Source organism: Chryseobacterium sp. NG-CE01, from assembly GCF_055695505.1.
Genome location: NZ_CM146369.1, coordinates 753,977 through 769,144, shown reverse-complemented (window position 1 = coordinate 769,144; position 15,168 = coordinate 753,977). Strand labels below are relative to the sequence as shown.

Annotated in this window: 26 protein-coding genes; 23 read left to right on the top strand and 3 right to left on the bottom strand. The window is 36.3% G+C overall.

What is annotated here, in order from left to right:
• Window positions 1-27: 27 nt before the first annotated feature.
• The 3 genes from ACYT6F_RS03790 to ACYT6F_RS03780 are packed head-to-tail and all read right to left on the bottom strand — an operon-like array spanning window position 28 to window position 3,890.
• Window positions 28-2,733 (bottom strand): hypothetical protein, encoded by a 2,706-nt coding sequence (locus ACYT6F_RS03790; protein WP_472599943.1) that lies wholly within the window; start codon window positions 2,731-2,733, stop codon window positions 28-30.
• 39 nt (window positions 2,734-2,772) lie between these two features.
• A complete protein-coding gene (locus ACYT6F_RS03785) occupies window positions 2,773-3,750 on the bottom strand; it encodes a hypothetical protein (RefSeq protein ID WP_472599942.1) in 978 nt (325 codons plus the stop codon).
• Window positions 3,750-3,890 carry a hypothetical protein gene (locus ACYT6F_RS03780; RefSeq protein WP_472599941.1) on the bottom strand — a complete coding sequence of 47 codons (141 nt, stop codon included), beginning with the start codon at window positions 3,888-3,890 and terminating at the stop codon, window positions 3,750-3,752. Before ACYT6F_RS03780 ends, ACYT6F_RS03785 begins: the two co-directional genes overlap by 1 nt.
• 318 nt (window positions 3,891-4,208) lie before the next feature.
• Here ACYT6F_RS03780 and rplC point away from each other — a divergent pair, with 318 nt between their 5' ends.
• From rplC to rpmJ, 23 genes are all read left to right on the top strand, one after another.
• A complete protein-coding gene (gene rplC, locus ACYT6F_RS03775; protein WP_169231322.1) occupies window positions 4,209-4,835 on the top strand; it encodes a 50S ribosomal protein L3 in 627 nt (208 codons plus the stop codon).
• Complete coding sequence (gene rplD / locus ACYT6F_RS03770) at window positions 4,826-5,455, top strand: 50S ribosomal protein L4 (protein WP_029297786.1); 630 nt, start codon at window positions 4,826-4,828, stop codon at window positions 5,453-5,455. The genes rplC and rplD overlap by 10 nt, the downstream gene beginning before the upstream one ends.
• 3 nt (window positions 5,456-5,458) lie before the next feature.
• Window positions 5,459-5,749 (top strand): 50S ribosomal protein L23, encoded by a 291-nt coding sequence (gene rplW / locus ACYT6F_RS03765; protein ID WP_472599940.1) that lies wholly within the window; start codon window positions 5,459-5,461, stop codon window positions 5,747-5,749.
• A 21-nt stretch (window positions 5,750-5,770) separates the two neighbouring features.
• Window positions 5,771-6,592 carry a 50S ribosomal protein L2 gene (gene rplB, locus ACYT6F_RS03760; RefSeq protein WP_029297782.1) on the top strand — a complete coding sequence of 274 codons (822 nt, stop codon included), beginning with the start codon at window positions 5,771-5,773 and terminating at the stop codon, window positions 6,590-6,592.
• A 2-nt stretch (window positions 6,593-6,594) separates the two neighbouring features.
• Entirely contained in the window at window positions 6,595-6,873 is a 279-nt protein-coding gene (gene rpsS, locus ACYT6F_RS03755; protein WP_002983209.1) for a 30S ribosomal protein S19, read from the top strand.
• Between the two features lie 2 nt (window positions 6,874-6,875).
• Entirely contained in the window at window positions 6,876-7,274 is a 399-nt protein-coding gene (gene rplV, locus ACYT6F_RS03750; RefSeq protein WP_029297778.1) for a 50S ribosomal protein L22, read from the top strand.
• 7 nt (window positions 7,275-7,281) lie between these two features.
• Entirely contained in the window at window positions 7,282-8,034 is a 753-nt protein-coding gene (rpsC, locus tag ACYT6F_RS03745; protein ID WP_169231321.1) for a 30S ribosomal protein S3, read from the top strand.
• 97 nt (window positions 8,035-8,131) lie between these two features.
• Complete coding sequence (rplP, locus tag ACYT6F_RS03740) at window positions 8,132-8,557, top strand: 50S ribosomal protein L16 (RefSeq protein WP_002983219.1); 426 nt, start codon at window positions 8,132-8,134, stop codon at window positions 8,555-8,557.
• Window positions 8,558-8,569: 12 nt separating this feature from the next.
• Window positions 8,570-8,755, top strand: a complete 186-nt coding sequence (gene rpmC / locus ACYT6F_RS03735; RefSeq protein WP_089999869.1) for a 50S ribosomal protein L29 — start codon at window positions 8,570-8,572, stop codon at window positions 8,753-8,755.
• A gap of 12 nt (window positions 8,756-8,767) precedes the next feature.
• Window positions 8,768-9,022, top strand: a complete 255-nt coding sequence (rpsQ, locus tag ACYT6F_RS03730) for a 30S ribosomal protein S17 (RefSeq protein WP_029297775.1) — start codon at window positions 8,768-8,770, stop codon at window positions 9,020-9,022.
• 2 nt (window positions 9,023-9,024) lie between these two features.
• Window positions 9,025-9,393 (top strand): 50S ribosomal protein L14, encoded by a 369-nt coding sequence (gene rplN, locus ACYT6F_RS03725; RefSeq protein WP_007839504.1) that lies wholly within the window; start codon window positions 9,025-9,027, stop codon window positions 9,391-9,393.
• Window positions 9,394-9,413: 20 nt separating this feature from the next.
• On the top strand, window positions 9,414-9,740 hold the full coding sequence (gene rplX, locus ACYT6F_RS03720; protein WP_123852737.1) for a 50S ribosomal protein L24: 327 nt from the start codon (window positions 9,414-9,416) through the stop codon (window positions 9,738-9,740).
• A 13-nt stretch (window positions 9,741-9,753) separates the two neighbouring features.
• Window positions 9,754-10,305: a 50S ribosomal protein L5 gene (gene rplE, locus ACYT6F_RS03715; protein WP_072883928.1), complete on the top strand. Its 552-nt coding sequence runs from the start codon at window positions 9,754-9,756 to the stop codon at window positions 10,303-10,305.
• 3 nt (window positions 10,306-10,308) lie between these two features.
• Entirely contained in the window at window positions 10,309-10,578 is a 270-nt protein-coding gene (rpsN, locus tag ACYT6F_RS03710; protein ID WP_029297771.1) for a 30S ribosomal protein S14, read from the top strand.
• Window positions 10,579-10,725: 147 nt separating this feature from the next.
• Window positions 10,726-11,124, top strand: a complete 399-nt coding sequence (gene rpsH, locus ACYT6F_RS03705) for a 30S ribosomal protein S8 (protein WP_029297768.1) — start codon at window positions 10,726-10,728, stop codon at window positions 11,122-11,124.
• A 17-nt stretch (window positions 11,125-11,141) separates the two neighbouring features.
• On the top strand, window positions 11,142-11,687 hold the full coding sequence (gene rplF / locus ACYT6F_RS03700; protein ID WP_169231320.1) for a 50S ribosomal protein L6: 546 nt from the start codon (window positions 11,142-11,144) through the stop codon (window positions 11,685-11,687).
• A gap of 15 nt (window positions 11,688-11,702) precedes the next feature.
• Window positions 11,703-12,056 carry a 50S ribosomal protein L18 gene (rplR, locus tag ACYT6F_RS03695; protein WP_169231319.1) on the top strand — a complete coding sequence of 118 codons (354 nt, stop codon included), beginning with the start codon at window positions 11,703-11,705 and terminating at the stop codon, window positions 12,054-12,056.
• Between the two features lie 18 nt (window positions 12,057-12,074).
• Window positions 12,075-12,596 carry a 30S ribosomal protein S5 gene (rpsE, locus tag ACYT6F_RS03690; RefSeq protein ID WP_034712988.1) on the top strand — a complete coding sequence of 174 codons (522 nt, stop codon included), beginning with the start codon at window positions 12,075-12,077 and terminating at the stop codon, window positions 12,594-12,596.
• Window positions 12,597-12,607: 11 nt separating this feature from the next.
• Complete coding sequence (gene rpmD, locus ACYT6F_RS03685) at window positions 12,608-12,784, top strand: 50S ribosomal protein L30 (protein ID WP_029297759.1); 177 nt, start codon at window positions 12,608-12,610, stop codon at window positions 12,782-12,784.
• A 94-nt stretch (window positions 12,785-12,878) separates the two neighbouring features.
• Window positions 12,879-13,328, top strand: a complete 450-nt coding sequence (gene rplO, locus ACYT6F_RS03680) for a 50S ribosomal protein L15 (protein WP_169231318.1) — start codon at window positions 12,879-12,881, stop codon at window positions 13,326-13,328.
• A 9-nt stretch (window positions 13,329-13,337) separates the two neighbouring features.
• The gene (gene secY, locus ACYT6F_RS03675) at window positions 13,338-14,717 is read left to right on the top strand and encodes a preprotein translocase subunit SecY (RefSeq protein WP_066434454.1); all 1,380 of its coding nucleotides are present in this window, start codon (window positions 13,338-13,340) and stop codon (window positions 14,715-14,717) included.
• Between the two features lie 3 nt (window positions 14,718-14,720).
• The gene (infA, locus tag ACYT6F_RS03670; RefSeq protein WP_029297754.1) at window positions 14,721-14,936 is read left to right on the top strand and encodes a translation initiation factor IF-1; all 216 of its coding nucleotides are present in this window, start codon (window positions 14,721-14,723) and stop codon (window positions 14,934-14,936) included.
• A gap of 110 nt (window positions 14,937-15,046) precedes the next feature.
• Window positions 15,047-15,163: a 50S ribosomal protein L36 gene (gene rpmJ, locus ACYT6F_RS03665; protein ID WP_007839480.1), complete on the top strand. Its 117-nt coding sequence runs from the start codon at window positions 15,047-15,049 to the stop codon at window positions 15,161-15,163.
• Window positions 15,164-15,168: the final 5 nt, after the last annotated feature.

The following is a 15,168-nucleotide window of genomic DNA, read 5'->3' as shown; positions in this document are numbered from 1 at the left end:
TTTTTATTTAGAATTGCTGCTAAATTATCACTTCATGAAGTACCCGAAATACGAGCAGCTTCCCATAAGGTCTTTTGCAGTTTCCGTATCGGAATATTGTGATTTTAACAGAGCAAAGTACGTCCTGTATTTTTGATTTTTAATTTGATCAAGCTGTTTTTGGTATGCATCACTTTTCTCACTCCATTTCGGATCAGAATAATCAATTTTTGAAGGGTTTTTAGCTTCATACTGATAGTATTTTCCTTGTTCCGCGCTTGCCATCTGGAAAAGAATTCTTGCTTGCTGTTCCTTATTAGCAGAAACATTTAATGCCTTTTTGTAATAATTAATCGCAAGATCAAAATTGTCCGGTTCAATATAGGTTCTGTTAAGGAAGTTCTTATAGTAATACTGATAAGGATTCTTGCGCTCCGTACTTTGGAAGTCGTATTTTCCGCCGTTTGTATTATCAATATCCATTACAAAAAGCTGTCTGTAGTATCCCAGAATGGAAGTATTGTACAAAAGATTTCCTATTAGCTGATTGGCCGCAGCAGATTTTTCATCTTTACCGCTCCCGATCTTTTTCAGCTGAATTGATGCCTCCGCCAGTTCCAGTTTATTCATGGAAGGCTTAATAAATGGAAATGCAGAATAATCTTCTTTCTTCATGCTTTCTTCAGGTGAACTTTGGTAGCTTTCCCATACATTGTGGCCAAACACATAATCAGAAATATTGCTGAATCCATTATAGGCTTCTGCAGGATATTTCAGTGAAGTAACTTTTTTCTCGTCATAATTCCATTCGGATCTAGGGATTCCCGAAAAGCCCTGAGCTTTGGTATAGTAAGATTTAGCTTTTTCAAAATCTGCCTTTCTCATTGCTCTGTCACCATAGATTACGGCAAAGAATGCTTCAATATTTCCTACATCATTAATGTTTTTAGCAATAATCTGTTGTTCAAATTGGGTTTTATCAGGCTTTCTGTAAAAATCTTCCACGCTTTTCACCAGGCTTGAATTTGGATTATACTGAAGATCGGAAAGCTTATTATTCATCAGGAAAGATTTGCCGTCTTCACCCTGAAGAAAATAGCGGTTCGCAAGAACATCTTTCAGGAAGTCTGCTGTAGAAGGAACTTCACCGTAATAACTATATTCGTCTGTTTCGGTACTCTCCTTTTTTACTTCTGGCTTTTCTGTAAAATATTCCGAATAGTCTTTCATTAAATGATCTTCATATTCCGCATCAATCTTTGGTTGGGAAACAATGTCATTCAAGACTTTCATTCTTTTAATTTCTTCCTGATATTCCGGGTTGGAAGTTTTAATATTCTCAAGAATTTCTGTGCTTGCCTTGTAGTCTTTTTTGAGGAATTTAAGATAGGCATCGGCAATCTGCCAGTATTCATCTTTAGATTTTTCTTTTGTTTTGGAGGTGAATTCTTCCAGGTCATCCAAAAAATCTTTGGTTTTATCATCATACCAGTAATTATTTTTTGTAAATACCGGAATCCTGTCGGGGTTATCCAGAAGCTCATCATCACTTTGATCAGCTTTTCCATCGGAAGAACTCTTATCTTTTTTACTGCTGAAAAGGTTTTTAAAGAATCTCACAATTTTCTGCCAGAATGAAAGCTCTTCCTTCTTAGGCTCTGCACTTTCTGTTGTATCCTGCTTTGTGCTTTTGTCTGCTGTGTTTTTCTGAACGGCATTACTGTTATCGTCAGTATAATAATAAATAGGAAGATAGCTTCTTTCTAATTCATTAATGCTTCTCACCGCCATCACTTTCAGGATTTCCGAATCGGGATTGATGTCGAACATCTTTTCCATTACGGGAATCGGATTATTGAAATCTTCATAGCCTAAAAGGAAATAAGCCATATTTTTATCCTCATTCGTTGCTGCACGCTTTAGAATATTGTTAAAAGAAGCGGTATCCGAAAGCTTCATGGAGACAAAAGCTGATTCTTTACGGCTTTTGCTTTCCCGGAAAACCTGGAAAAAGTTCCAGTTTGCCTCGCTGTTCATTCCCAGGCCTCGCTCTGCTCCTGCAAGCTGGTCAAGGGCCATGATGTAAGGAGCTCCTTTCAGTTTCAAAGGTTCTACATAACTTTTAAATGCTTTTACCGCGGCGTCATAATTTCTTGTGTAATGATTAAACCGTACAAGCTGGTAACCGTATCGCTGTTTGATCTCCGGGTTTTTTGCAGCATTATATAAGGATGTCAGTGCAGAAACAGTTTTATTGTAATCAAGATTTGTTGCATTTTTTCCGCTTGTTTCCGGCTCCCTGTAATAAAATGAATCACCGCTTTCAATATAATTGATTTTCATATAAGGCTCAAGATATTTGGCCTCAATCAGATAGTCGATTCCTTCACTATATTTCTGATAAAATCCAGGACCAAGCGTTATAAGAAGCTGGTTAGTTGGATTGCCCTTTTTTAAAGCATTGAGATCATTAATATTCATTTTGTTCACCAGGTACTCTGTCTGGGCATAGCTCAGCTGATTATTAAAATATCTTTTCCATGAATCGATATTTTCATCGGGAATCATCGAAGGCTTAAAATCTGTATAAAACCTTGTAGAATAGCTGTGAAGAAAAGGCAGATACGATTTATCTTTAATAATACTCTGGGTAAACAGATTAAAGTATTCATAATCCGGGTCAGACCATGCGCACGCTTCCGATTTGGTATAAAACAGCGAAATAACGGCGAGTGAAAGAAGATATTTTTTCATTGTATTGCGGTGTTGGGTTATCGTTGATTTTGATGGAAGTTAAAAATCTAAATTGCGATTCTTAACAAATTTACTGTCAAGTTGATAATATATAATAGGGTAATGAGAAATTTTTTTGTCCAGAAAGTCTACAACTTCTAAAAGCTGGCTGTCGGAAATAGATTCAATTTTAATCCTGAAACCTTTATTCATGTAATTCCCGAAATAAAAACCGTCTTTTAAGATCTCAATTTCGTGATCGGAAATCTTTTTGAAATCGGGATTTTGCAGATCTTTTTCAGATAAAGCATTAATCAGTTTATGTTTTCCTAAATAATTCGTTACTATTCCCCACGAATAGATCGGGAGAGCAACCACAATTTTTTGTATTGGATATTGGTCAATATTCCCCAAATAGCTTTTCAGAATAGCAACATCAAGAATAGAATTTTTATCAGAATTTTCTAAAGGTGAAGAAGTAGAGTAGCACATGAGATATACTTTTTCCACAGGCGGAATTCCTGTTTCTGCTTTGTCTCTTACCTGATGGAGACGAAGTGTGCAGGTAATCTCTTTTCCTGAGATTCTTTTCAGTTCCTTTAAAAACATAAAATAATCATCCCGCGTTCCTGAGGTCCAGTCGCAGTCAATTTGTATTTCCTTAGCTGTATTCAGATGGTAATCTGCTGTTTTCTTTTGGATCAGCCCGCTGATATTCTGAGCAAGGAAAGCAATCTCTTCTTTTGTAATAAATAGAAAAGTCCGGTTGGTGATGAACACAACAGGAACTATCTTTTGATGAGCCTCGAAGCTCTTATCTTTTGTAATGACTCCTACCGGCTGAAATTTTTTGCCGGACTTATCTACATCAAAAAAACGGGTGTATAAATACGGAACAGTGGCTTTATTAAGGGCTTTCTTTTCTTCAGAGTTGAGAGCAAGCCTGGTTTTCCAGTAATAAAAGGTGTAAGCATGTTCCTGTTTCTTGCCGCATGAAAATATCAGGAGCAAAAGACATAAGAAGCTGAATGTTCTCATTACTGATAAAAGTCGATATCAAAAGTGAAAGCAGAGTTTATTGCTTCTACGGCAGTACTTATATTCCTTTCAAAAAAATTAAAGGGATTATTAAACGCACCTTTCAGATGCGGGATAAGTAGATTATATGTCTTTTTCATCTCATGAGGAAATTTATAGCAATAATTTTTATCATAACAAAAATCAAACCGTAATTACACAAATTAAAGAGTGTACGTAATAAGAAATTTTATTATTCACAAATTATTCTTCGGAATTTCCCCTTATGATTTTATCAAAAAGGTCTAATTGATTAAAAATCAAAATATTTTGTGTGAAATATTTGTCAGTTATAAAAATATTCATAAATTTGCACACTCATTTTAGGGGCGTAGTATGCCTACATCAAACGTAGAAATTACTTCAGACTTCCTGAAAATAGTGATAAATAAAGGATAAATTTTATTATAATATAAACAATGTCAGGTATTATTGGTAAAAAAATCGGTATGACATCTTTGTTTAACGAAGAAGGGAAAAACATTCCTTGTACAGTTATTCAAGCTGGTCCATGCTCGGTTTTACAGGTCAGAACCTTAGAAAAAGACGGTTATAAAGCTGTTCAATTAGGTTTCGATGACAAGAGTGAGAAGAACGTTGGTAAAGCGTTAGCTGGTCATTTTAAAAAGGCTGGTTCTGCTCCTAAAGCTAAATTGGTAGAATTCTACAGAGAATTCGTTGATGAAGTAAAAGTAGGAGAAGAGGTAACTGTAGACTTATTTGCTGAAGGTGAATTCGTTGATGTAACAGGTACTTCTAAAGGTAAAGGTTTCCAAGGTGTTGTTAAAAGACACGGCTTTGGAGGTGTAATGCAGGCAACTCATGGTCAGCACAACAGACTTAGAGCTCCAGGTTCTATCGGTGCTGGTTCAGACCCTTCAAGAGTATTCAAAGGGATGAGAATGGCTGGAAGAATGGGAGGTAAGCAGGTAACTGTACAAAACCTTCAGGTATTAAAAGTGGATCAAGAACAAAATCTTTTAGTAGTAAAAGGTGCTGTTCCGGGAGCTAAAAATTCTTATGTAATTATCAGAAAATGGAACTAGTAGTATTAAATACATCAGGAAAAGAGACCGGAAGAAAAGTAACTCTAGACGAATCAGTATTCGGAATTGAGCCAAATCAGCATGCGGTTTACTTAGAAGTTAAACAGTACCTTGCTGCACAAAGACAAGGAACTCATAAAGCAAAAGAAAGAAGCGAAATTACAGCTTCTACTAAAAAGCTTAAGAAGCAAAAAGGATCTGGATCTGCTAGATATGGTGATATTAAATCTCCAACTTTCAGAGGTGGGGGTAGAGTATTCGGACCAAAACCAAGAGACTACAGATTCAAATTGAACAAAGCGCTTAAGAGATTAGCTAAAAAATCTGTTTTATCTCAAAAAATGAGAGACAACAGCATCAGAGTTTTAGAAGATGTGAGCTTAAACGCTCCTAAAACTAAAGATTTCATTACTTTATTAGATGCATTGACATTAAACGGTAAAAAATCTTTGTTCATTCTTCCTGAAGCTAACAAGAATGTGTATTTATCTTCAAGAAACTTACCTAAAACTAAAGTAATGAACTTCAACGAAGTAAGTTCTTACGATTTAGTAAATGCAGGTGAGATCGTATTCTTTGAAGGTGCAGTTGAAAAATTCCAGGAAAATTTAAAGAAATAAATCATGTCAGTTATTATTAAACCAGTTATTTCAGAAAAGGCTAATTACCTTACGGATTTAAGAGGTACTTATTCTTTCTTGGTAGATACCAGAGCGAATAAGATCCAGATTAAAAAAGCTGTGGAAGCAGCTTACGGTGTAAAAGTAGCAGACGTAAATACAATGATTTATGCTCCTAGAGTATCTGCGAAATATACTAAGAAAGGTCTTCAGGTTGGAAAGACAAACAAATTGAAAAAAGCGGTAATCAAACTTGCTGAAGGTGAGGTTATCGATATTTTTGCTGTAAATTAATTATAATTATAAATAATAGTAATGTCTGTTAGAAAATTAAAACCTATCACCCCGGGACAGAGATTCAGAATTGTAAACAATTTTGAGGAAATTACTACCAACAAACCAGAGAAATCTCTTACAGTTGGTATTAAAAAGTCAGGTGGACGTAACCAAACAGGTAAAATGACCATGCGTTACACCGGAGGTGGACACAAAAAGAAATACAGAATTATTGACTTCAAAAGAAACAAATTCGATGTTGAAGCAACAGTAAAATCTGTAGAATACGATCCAAACAGAACTGCATTCATCGCTTTATTAGAGTACGCAGACGGAGAGAAAAGATATATCATCGCTCCAAACGGTATCAAAGTAGACCAAAAAGTAGTTTCCGGAGAAAATGTAGAACCAAACGTAGGAAACGCAATGAAATTGAGAAATATTCCATTGGGTACTGTAATTTCTTGTGTTGAAATGAAGCCTGGTCAAGGTGCAATTTTAGCAAGAAGTGCTGGTTCTTCAGCTCAGTTAACTTCAAGAGACGGAAAATATGCGATCATCAAATTGCCTTCAGGAGAATCAAGAATGATCCTTACTGAATGTATGGCAATGATCGGTTCAGTTTCGAACTCAGATCACCAGTTAACGGTATCAGGTAAAGCAGGTAGAAGCAGATGGTTAGGTAGAAGACCAAGAACAAGAGCGGTTGTAATGAACCCTGTAGATCACCCAATGGGTGGTGGTGAAGGACGTTCTTCAGGAGGTCACCCAAGATCTAGAAACGGTATGCCGTCTAAAGGTTACAAAACTAGAAAGAAAAACAAAGTGTCTAACCGTTACATCGTATCTAAAAGAAAATAATTATGGCAAGATCACTTAAAAAAGGACCGTTCATTCATCATACTTTAGATAAGAAGGTTCAGGCAAATATAGAGTCTGGTAAGAAGACAGTTATCAAAACTTGGTCTAGAGCATCGATGATCTCTCCGGACTTCGTAGGACAAACTATTGCTGTACACAACGGGAAATCTTTTATCCCAGTTTACGTTACAGAAAACATGGTAGGTCACAAGTTAGGCGAATTTTCTCCAACAAGATCTTTCAGAGGTCATGGTGGTAACAAAAACAAAGGAAGCAGATAATCATGGGATCAAGAAAACAAGATAGTTCAATCGCAAGAAAAGAAGCTAACAAGGACGTTGTAAAAGCTTCATTAAATAACTGCCCATCTTCTCCTAGAAAAATGAGATTAGTTGCTGATATCATTAGAGGAGAGCAAGTAGATAAAGCTCTTTATATCCTTAAATATTCTAAGAAAGAAGCTTCTAATAAATTAGAAAAATTACTTCTTTCTGCAATTGCCAACTGGCAAGTGAAAAACGAAGGTGCTGACATCGAGGAAGCAAACCTTATCGTTAAAGAAATATTCGTGGATAGTGCAAGACAATTGAAGAGACTGAGACCAGCGCCGCAAGGTAGAGGGTACAGAATCAGAAAAAGATCTAACCACGTTACATTAATCTTAGGTAATAAAGAAAATTAATCAAGGTATGGGACAGAAGACAAATCCAATTGGTAACAGATTAGGTATCATCAGAGGATGGGATTCTAACTGGTTTGGCGGAAACGATTATGGAGACAGAATCGCGGAAGACTACAAAATCAGAAGATACCTTGAAGCTAGATTATCTAAAGGTGGGATTTCAAGAATTTATATTGAAAGAACATTAAAATTAGTAACAGTTACAATCACTACTGCAAGACCAGGACTTATCATCGGTAAAGGAGGTCAGGAAGTTGATAAACTGAAAGAAGAGTTGAAAAAATTGACTAAAAAGGATATTCAGATCAACATCTTCGAAATCAAAAGACCTGAGCTTGATGCAGTATTAGTTGCAGACAGCATTGCTAAGCAGATCGAAAACAGAATCTCTTACAGAAGAGCTGTTAAGATGGCGATGGCAGGTACAATGAGAATGGGTGCAGAAGGTATCAAAGTTCAGATCTCTGGTAGATTGAACGGTGCTGAAATGGCAAGATCAGAATCTTTCAAAGACGGAAGAATTCCTTTGTCTACTTTCAGAGCAGATATCGATTACCACATCGGTGAGGCATTAACTCAGTACGGAAAACTAGGGGTAAAAGTTTGGATCATGAAAGGGGAGGTTTACGGTAAAAGAGAACTTTCTCCATTAGTGGGACAGCAGAAAAAAGGAGGTCAGTCTGACAGAAGAGATAACAGAGGAGGAGACAGAGACAACAGAAGACCTAGAAAAAATAACAACAATAACAATAATAATTAAAATTTTAGATTAGAAATTTTGAATTTTAAATTACCGTTACTTTTTTAAAATAAAAAAAATCTAAAATCTAAAATCTAAAATCTAAAATTTAGAGATTATGTTACAACCAAAAAGAACCAAGTTCCGTAGAGTACATAAGATGAAGATGAAGGGGAATGCCCAGAGAGGTAGTCAACTTGCTTATGGAACTTTCGGAATCAAGGCGACAGAAGGTGCTTGGATCACTGCAAGACAGATTGAAGCTGCTCGTATCGCTGCGACAAGATATATGAAGAGAGAAGGTCAGCTATGGATCAAAATCTTCCCGGATAAGCCAATTACCAAAAAACCAGCTGAAGTAAGGATGGGTAAAGGTAAAGGTGCCGTGGAATATTGGGTAGCTGTAGTAAAACCAGGTAAAATTATGTTTGAAGTAGGAGGTGTTCCTTACGAAGTAGCGAAAGAAGCCCTTAGACTTGCAGCACAAAAATTACCAGTTGTTACTAAATTTATAGTTGCTAACGATTTTGTTAAACCTCTTTAATCTTTGAATACAATGAAAAAAGCTGATATTAAAAATTTAAGCGCGGGTGATATTCAAAACCAATTAACTGAAGCAAAAGCTCAATATTCTAAATTGAAATTGGCTCATGCTATCAGCCCAATTGAAAACCCAATCCAAATCAGAGATTTGAGAAAAACAATCGCAAGACTAAATACTGAGTTAACTAACAAACAATAATTTCATTTTACAATGGATAGAAATTTAAGAAAAGAAAGAATCGGAGTGGTTTCCAGCAATAAAATGGAAAAAACTATTGTTGTTAGTGAAACTACGAGAGTAAAGCACCCGATGTATGGTAAATTCGTATTGAAAACGAAAAAATATACTGCACACGACGAGAACAACGAATGCGCGGAAGGAGATACAGTTTTGATCCAGGAAACTAGACCTTTGAGCAAGAACAAAAGATGGAGATTAGTAAGAATCATTGAAAAAGCTAAGTAATAATGTTACAAACAGAATCAAGATTAAAAGTTGCTGATAACACAGGTGCTAAAGAAGTATTGGTTATCAGAGTTCTGGGAGGAACCAGAAGAAGATATGCTTCAGTTGGTGATAAAATCGTTGTTACTATCAAAGATTCTACACCATCAGGAAACGCTAAAAAAGGTCAGGTATCTAAAGCTGTAGTGGTAAGAACTAAAAAAGCAGTTAGAAGAAAAGATGGTTCATACATCAAATTCGAAGACAATGCTTGTGTATTGCTAAACGCAGCGGGAGAAATGAGAGGAACTCGTGTTTTCGGACCAGTTGCTCGTGAGTTGAGAGACAAAGAATATATGAAAATCATTTCATTAGCTCCTGAAGTACTTTAATATTTAAAATTTTAAAAAAAATGTCAAAGTTAAAAATAAAAAGAGGAGATAACGTAATCATTACTACCGGTAAGAAAGATATCAAAGGTAAGACTGGTGAAGTTATTGAAGTGATCAAAAAAGAAGGAAGAGACCCTAGAGTTATCGTTGCAGGTCTTAACATCGTTAAAAAACACGTTAAGCCTTCAGCTTCTAACCCTCAAGGAGGAATCACTGAGAAAGAAGCTTCTATTCATATCTCAAATGTAGCTTTAGTTGGAAAAGACGGAAAAGCTATCAAAGTAGGTTATAAAACTGAAGGAGATAAGAAAGTAAGAATCAACAAAAAAACGGGTGAAACTTTATAATTTTAAATAACACATGGAATATATAGCAAGACCCAAAAAAGCATATAAAGAAACGATTGTTCCTGCAATGATGGAAGAATTCGGATACAAATCTGTAATGCAGGTACCTAGATTAGAGAAAATTGTATTGTCTCAAGGTTTAGGTGATGCTACTGCAGATAAGAAAATCATTGATTATGCTGTTGAAGAATTAACGAATATCACTGGTCAAAAGGCTGTTGGTACTATCTCTAAGAAAGACGAAGCTGCTTTCAAATTGAGAAAAGGAATGCCTGTAGGAGCTAAAGTTACTTTGAGAGCTAACAAAATGTATGAGTTCTTAGACAGACTTACTTCTTCTGCATTGCCACGAATCAGAGATTTCTCTGGTATTAAAGCTGATGGATTTGATGGTAGAGGTAACTACAATTTAGGGATCACTGAACAAATCATTTTCCCTGAGATCGTAATCGACAAAGTGAAAAAAATCCAGGGGATGGACATCACTTTCGTTACCACTGCGAAAACAGATAAAGAAGCTAAAGCATTATTAACTCACTTCGGTTTACCATTCAAAAAGAACTAAGAAATGGCTAAAGAATCAATGAAAGCGCGTGAGCGCAAAAGAGAAGCACTGGTTGCTAAATACGCTGCTAAAAGACAGGCTCTTAAAGAAGCTGGTGATTACGAAGGACTTCAAAAATTGCCTAAAAATGCTTCTCCTGTAAGATTACACAACAGATGTAAACTGACAGGAAGACCAAGAGGATACATGAGAACGTTCGGTATTTCCAGAGTAACTTTCAGAGAAATGGCAAACAACGGTCTTATCCCGGGAGTTAAAAAAGCTAGTTGGTAGTAATTACTAATTAAAAAATCGGGACAATTAAGTTGTCTGGATACTAAAGATTAAAAATATCAGACCGAAGATTTCTGAAGTCTGATATTTTACTCTTCAAGTCCTTACAATACTGATTGTTCTTTAACCAATAATTTATAAAGAAAAATGGTAACAGATCCAATTTCAGATTTCCTAACAAGAGTAAGGAACGCACAAAGCGCAGGCCACAAAGTGGTGGAAATTCCTGCATCGAAAATCAAAAAGGAGATTACTAAGATCTTATTTGATCAGGGGTATATCTTAAACTACAAGTTTGAAGATAGCGCTGTTCAGGGAACGATCAAAATCGCTTTAAAGTACGATAAGCAAACCAACAAACCAGCTATCAAGTCTATCCAAAGAGCTTCTAGACCAGGTTTGAGACAGTACAAAGGTTCTACAGAACTTCCAAGAGTACTAAACGGTTTGGGTATTTCTATCATCTCTACTTCTAAAGGAGTAATGACTGACAAGAAAGCTAGAGAAGAAAAAGTAGGCGGTGAAGTAATCTGCTATGTTTATTAATTTTTAATCACAGGAAAATGTCAAGAATTGGTAAAGCAATTATAACAGTTCCAGCAGGAGTTACAATCACTGAAAACAATGGTGTGGTAACTGTAAAAGGTCCTAAAGGAGAACTTTCTCAGGAGCTTACAGCAGGAATTACTATAGAACAGAAAGATGGTGAACTGAACGTAAACAGACCATCTGAAACTAAACAACACAAAGCGCTTCACGGTTTATACAGAGCGCTAATCAACAACATGATTGTTGGTGTAAATACAGGTTTCGAAAAGAAACTGGAATTAGTAGGGGTAGGATACAGAGCTTCACACGCAGGTCAAAAACTTGAGTTGGCTTTAGGATTCTCTCACGGTATCGTATTAGAACTTCCAAGCGAAGTGAAAGTAGATACATTGACTGAAAAAGGTAAAAACCCAATTATTACTTTAACGTCTCATGACAACCAACTTCTAGGAATGGTAGCTGCAAAGATCCGTTCTTTCAGAAAGCCTGAACCATACAAAGGGAAAGGGGTAAGATTCGTAGGAGAAATTGTTAGACGTAAAGCTGGTAAATCTGCTTAATAAATTATAAGTATTATGGCATTAACTAAAGTAGAAAAAAGAATAAGAATCAAAAGAAGAGTAAGAGGAAAAATCTCCGGATCTTCTGAATTGCCAAGATTATCTGTATACAAAAGTAATAAGGAAATTTACGCTCAGTTAATCGACGATAACAGTGGAAAAACTTTAGCATCTGCTTCTTCAAGAGAGAAAGGCGTTGAAGCTAACGGAACTAAGACTGAAGTTTCTGCTGCCGTAGGTAAGGCTATCGCTGCCAAAGCTATCGCTGCAGGAATCGAAAATATTGTGTTTGATAGAAACGGATTCGTATATCACGGGAGAATTAAAGCTCTTGCTGACGGTGCGAGAGAAGGAGGACTTAAATTCTAATCATTAAATTTCGGAAATATGTTAGGACTAGATAATATAGAAAGAGTAAAACCGGGAGGATTAGAACTTAAAGATCGTCTCGTAGCTGTAAACAGAGTAACAAAAGTAACTAAAGGAGGTAGAGCTTTCGGATTTTCTGCAATTGTTGTTGTAGGGAACGAAGAAGGAGTTATCGGTTACGGTTTGGGAAAATCTAAAGAGGTTGCTTCTGCAATTGCTAAGGCAGTTGAAGACGCTAAGAAAAACCTTGTGAAAGTTCCTGTAATGAACCACACCATCCCTCACCAGACTACTGCAAGATACGGTGGTGCTGATATCTTCTTAAGACCTGCTTCTCACGGTACAGGACTTATCGCCGGTGGTGCGGTAAGAGCGGTATTGGAGTCTGCTGGTATTCACGATATCCTTTCAAAATCTAAAGGATCTTCAAACCCTCACAACGTGGTGAAAGCTACTTTCAAAGCGTTATTGGATATCAGAAGACCAGAAGAAATTGCTAGAATGAGAGGAGTTTCACTAAGTAAAGTGTTTAACGGTTAATAGATAAAACAATGGCAACAATCAAAGTAAAACAAGTAAGAAGCGCTATTGGAAGAACAAAAACCCAAAAGAGAACGCTTGAAGCATTAGGATTAAAGAAACTTCACCAAGTTGTAGAACACGAAGCTACTCCTTCTATCTTAGGAATGATAGCTGCAGTTAGTCATTTACTTGAAGTTCAAAAATAATTAAAAATTCAAAGATTAAAAGATTAAAATATTCTTTCTATTTTAGTCGGAATTTTTTAATCTTTAATTTATTTAATCTTTAAATCAATAAAAAATGAATTTAAACAATATACAACCAGCTGCAGGATCAACTTTCAATTCAAAAAGAATTGGTAGAGGACAGGGTAGCGGAAAAGGTGGTACTTCTACAAAAGGTCACAAAGGACAAAAAGCAAGAGCCGGATATTCTCAGAAAATCGGTTTTGAAGGAGGTCAGATGCCTTTACAAAGAAGATTACCTAAATTCGGATTCAAAAACGTAAACAGAAAAGAGTTTAGAGCTATTAACCTTGATTCTATCCAGACTTTAATTGAAAATAAATCTATCACTGGAGATATTACAAAAGAAGTTTTGGTAGCAAACGGTTTGGCAACTAAAAACGAATTAGTGAAAATTATGGGTAGAGGAGAATTGAAATCTGCGGTTTCTATCTCAGCTGACAAATTCACTAAATCTGCTGAAGAGCTTATCGCTAAAGCAGGTGGAAAAGCAATTACCTTATAATAATTACTAATGAAAGAATTTATACAAACCCTCAAAAATATTTGGAGTCTTAAAGAACTTAGAGATAAAATTATCTTTACTTTAGGAATTATCCTTGTGTATAGATTCGCATCTTATATCTCTTTACCTGCAATTAACCTTGCAGAAGTGGGAGATCTCTTAGAGCATTATAAAAATCAGGGCGGTAACAAGCAAGGAGCAGGTCTCCTTGGCTTGCTTTCGTCGTTTACGGGGGGAGCTTTCAGCCACGCTTCCGTAATGGCGTTAGGGATCATGCCTTATATTTCTGCTTCTATTATTGTTCAGTTGATGGGGATGGCTATCCCTTATCTTCAGAAACTTCAGAAAGATGGAGAGTCAGGTAGAAATACATTGAATCAGATAACTAGATGGTTAACAATCGGAGTTTGTCTTGTACAGGCGCCTTCTTACTTAACTTCTATTACTCAATTATTCTTACCGTATGCTCAGTTCTCGTCTGCATATTATGTAGAGCCAAATTCCATTATGTTCTGGTTGCCAAGTATTGTAATCTTGGTTGCCGGTTCAGTATTCGCAATGTGGTTGGGTGAGAAAATCACCGACAAAGGTATCGGAAATGGTATCTCTATCCTTATTATGGTGGGGATCCTTTCAAGATTGCCGGAAGCATTCGTACAGGAAATGGCAGTTCAGAACGGAAAAGGAGGAATGGGATCTATCATGATCCTTATTGAAGTAATTTTCTGGATGTTGGTGGTTCTTTTAGCAGTGGTGTTATCCGTTGCTGTGAGGAAAATACCAATCCAGTATGTAAGCAGAGCTCAGGCAAGAGGAGGTGTAAACAGAAATCTTATGCAGGGCGCAAGACAGTGGATTCCATTGAAAGTAAATGCTGCCGGTGTAATGCCGATTATCTTCGCGCAGGCGTTGATGTTCGTTCCGGGATTATTAACAAAAGTAGATGAGTCAAACACTTTTCTTGCAGGCTTCAAGAATGTTTTTAGCTGGCAGTACAATGTGCTGTTTGCGCTATTGATTATTATCTTCTCGTTTTTCTATACTGCGATCACAATTCCGGTAAACCAGATGGCTGATGATTTGAAGAGAAACGGAGGTTTAGTACCGAAGGTAAGACCAGGAAAAGAGACCGCTGATTATTTAGATGATATTTTATCAAAAATTACCTTGCCAGGTGCAATTTTTTTATCTATCTTTGCAGTCCTTCCGGCAATTGTACACGGAAGCTTTGTTCAGACAGATGCGTTCGCCCTATTTTTCGGGGGAACGTCACTATTGATTATGGTGGGAGTAATTTTAGATACTGTTCAACAGATTAATACCTATCTGCTGAACCATCATTATGATGGCTTAATGCAGTCTAAATTATCAAGAACGACTGGATATTAATTTATGGCAAAACAAAAACATATTGAACAGGACGGCGTTATCACGGAAGCACTTTCGAATGCGCAGTTCCGTGTTGAACTGGAAAATGGGCATGTACTCATCGCTCATATCTCCGGTAAAATGCGTATGCACTATATTAAGTTATTACCTGGTGATAAGGTAAAATTAGAAATGTCTCCTTACGATTTGTCGAAGGGGAGAATTACATTTAGATATTAAAAACAATCTGCCAGATGGAGCAACCGTTCCATTTGGCTGTTGTTAAAAATAAATACTCAAAATGAAATCTTAAGATTACATTTGGCAGTTAAAAAAATAAATATTTTCAAATGAAAGTAAGAGCATCAATTAAAAAAAGAAGTGCTGATTGCAAAATCGTACGCAGAAAAGGTGTACTGTTCGTAATCAACAAGAAGAACCCAAAATTTAAACAAAGACAAGGCTAAAATTA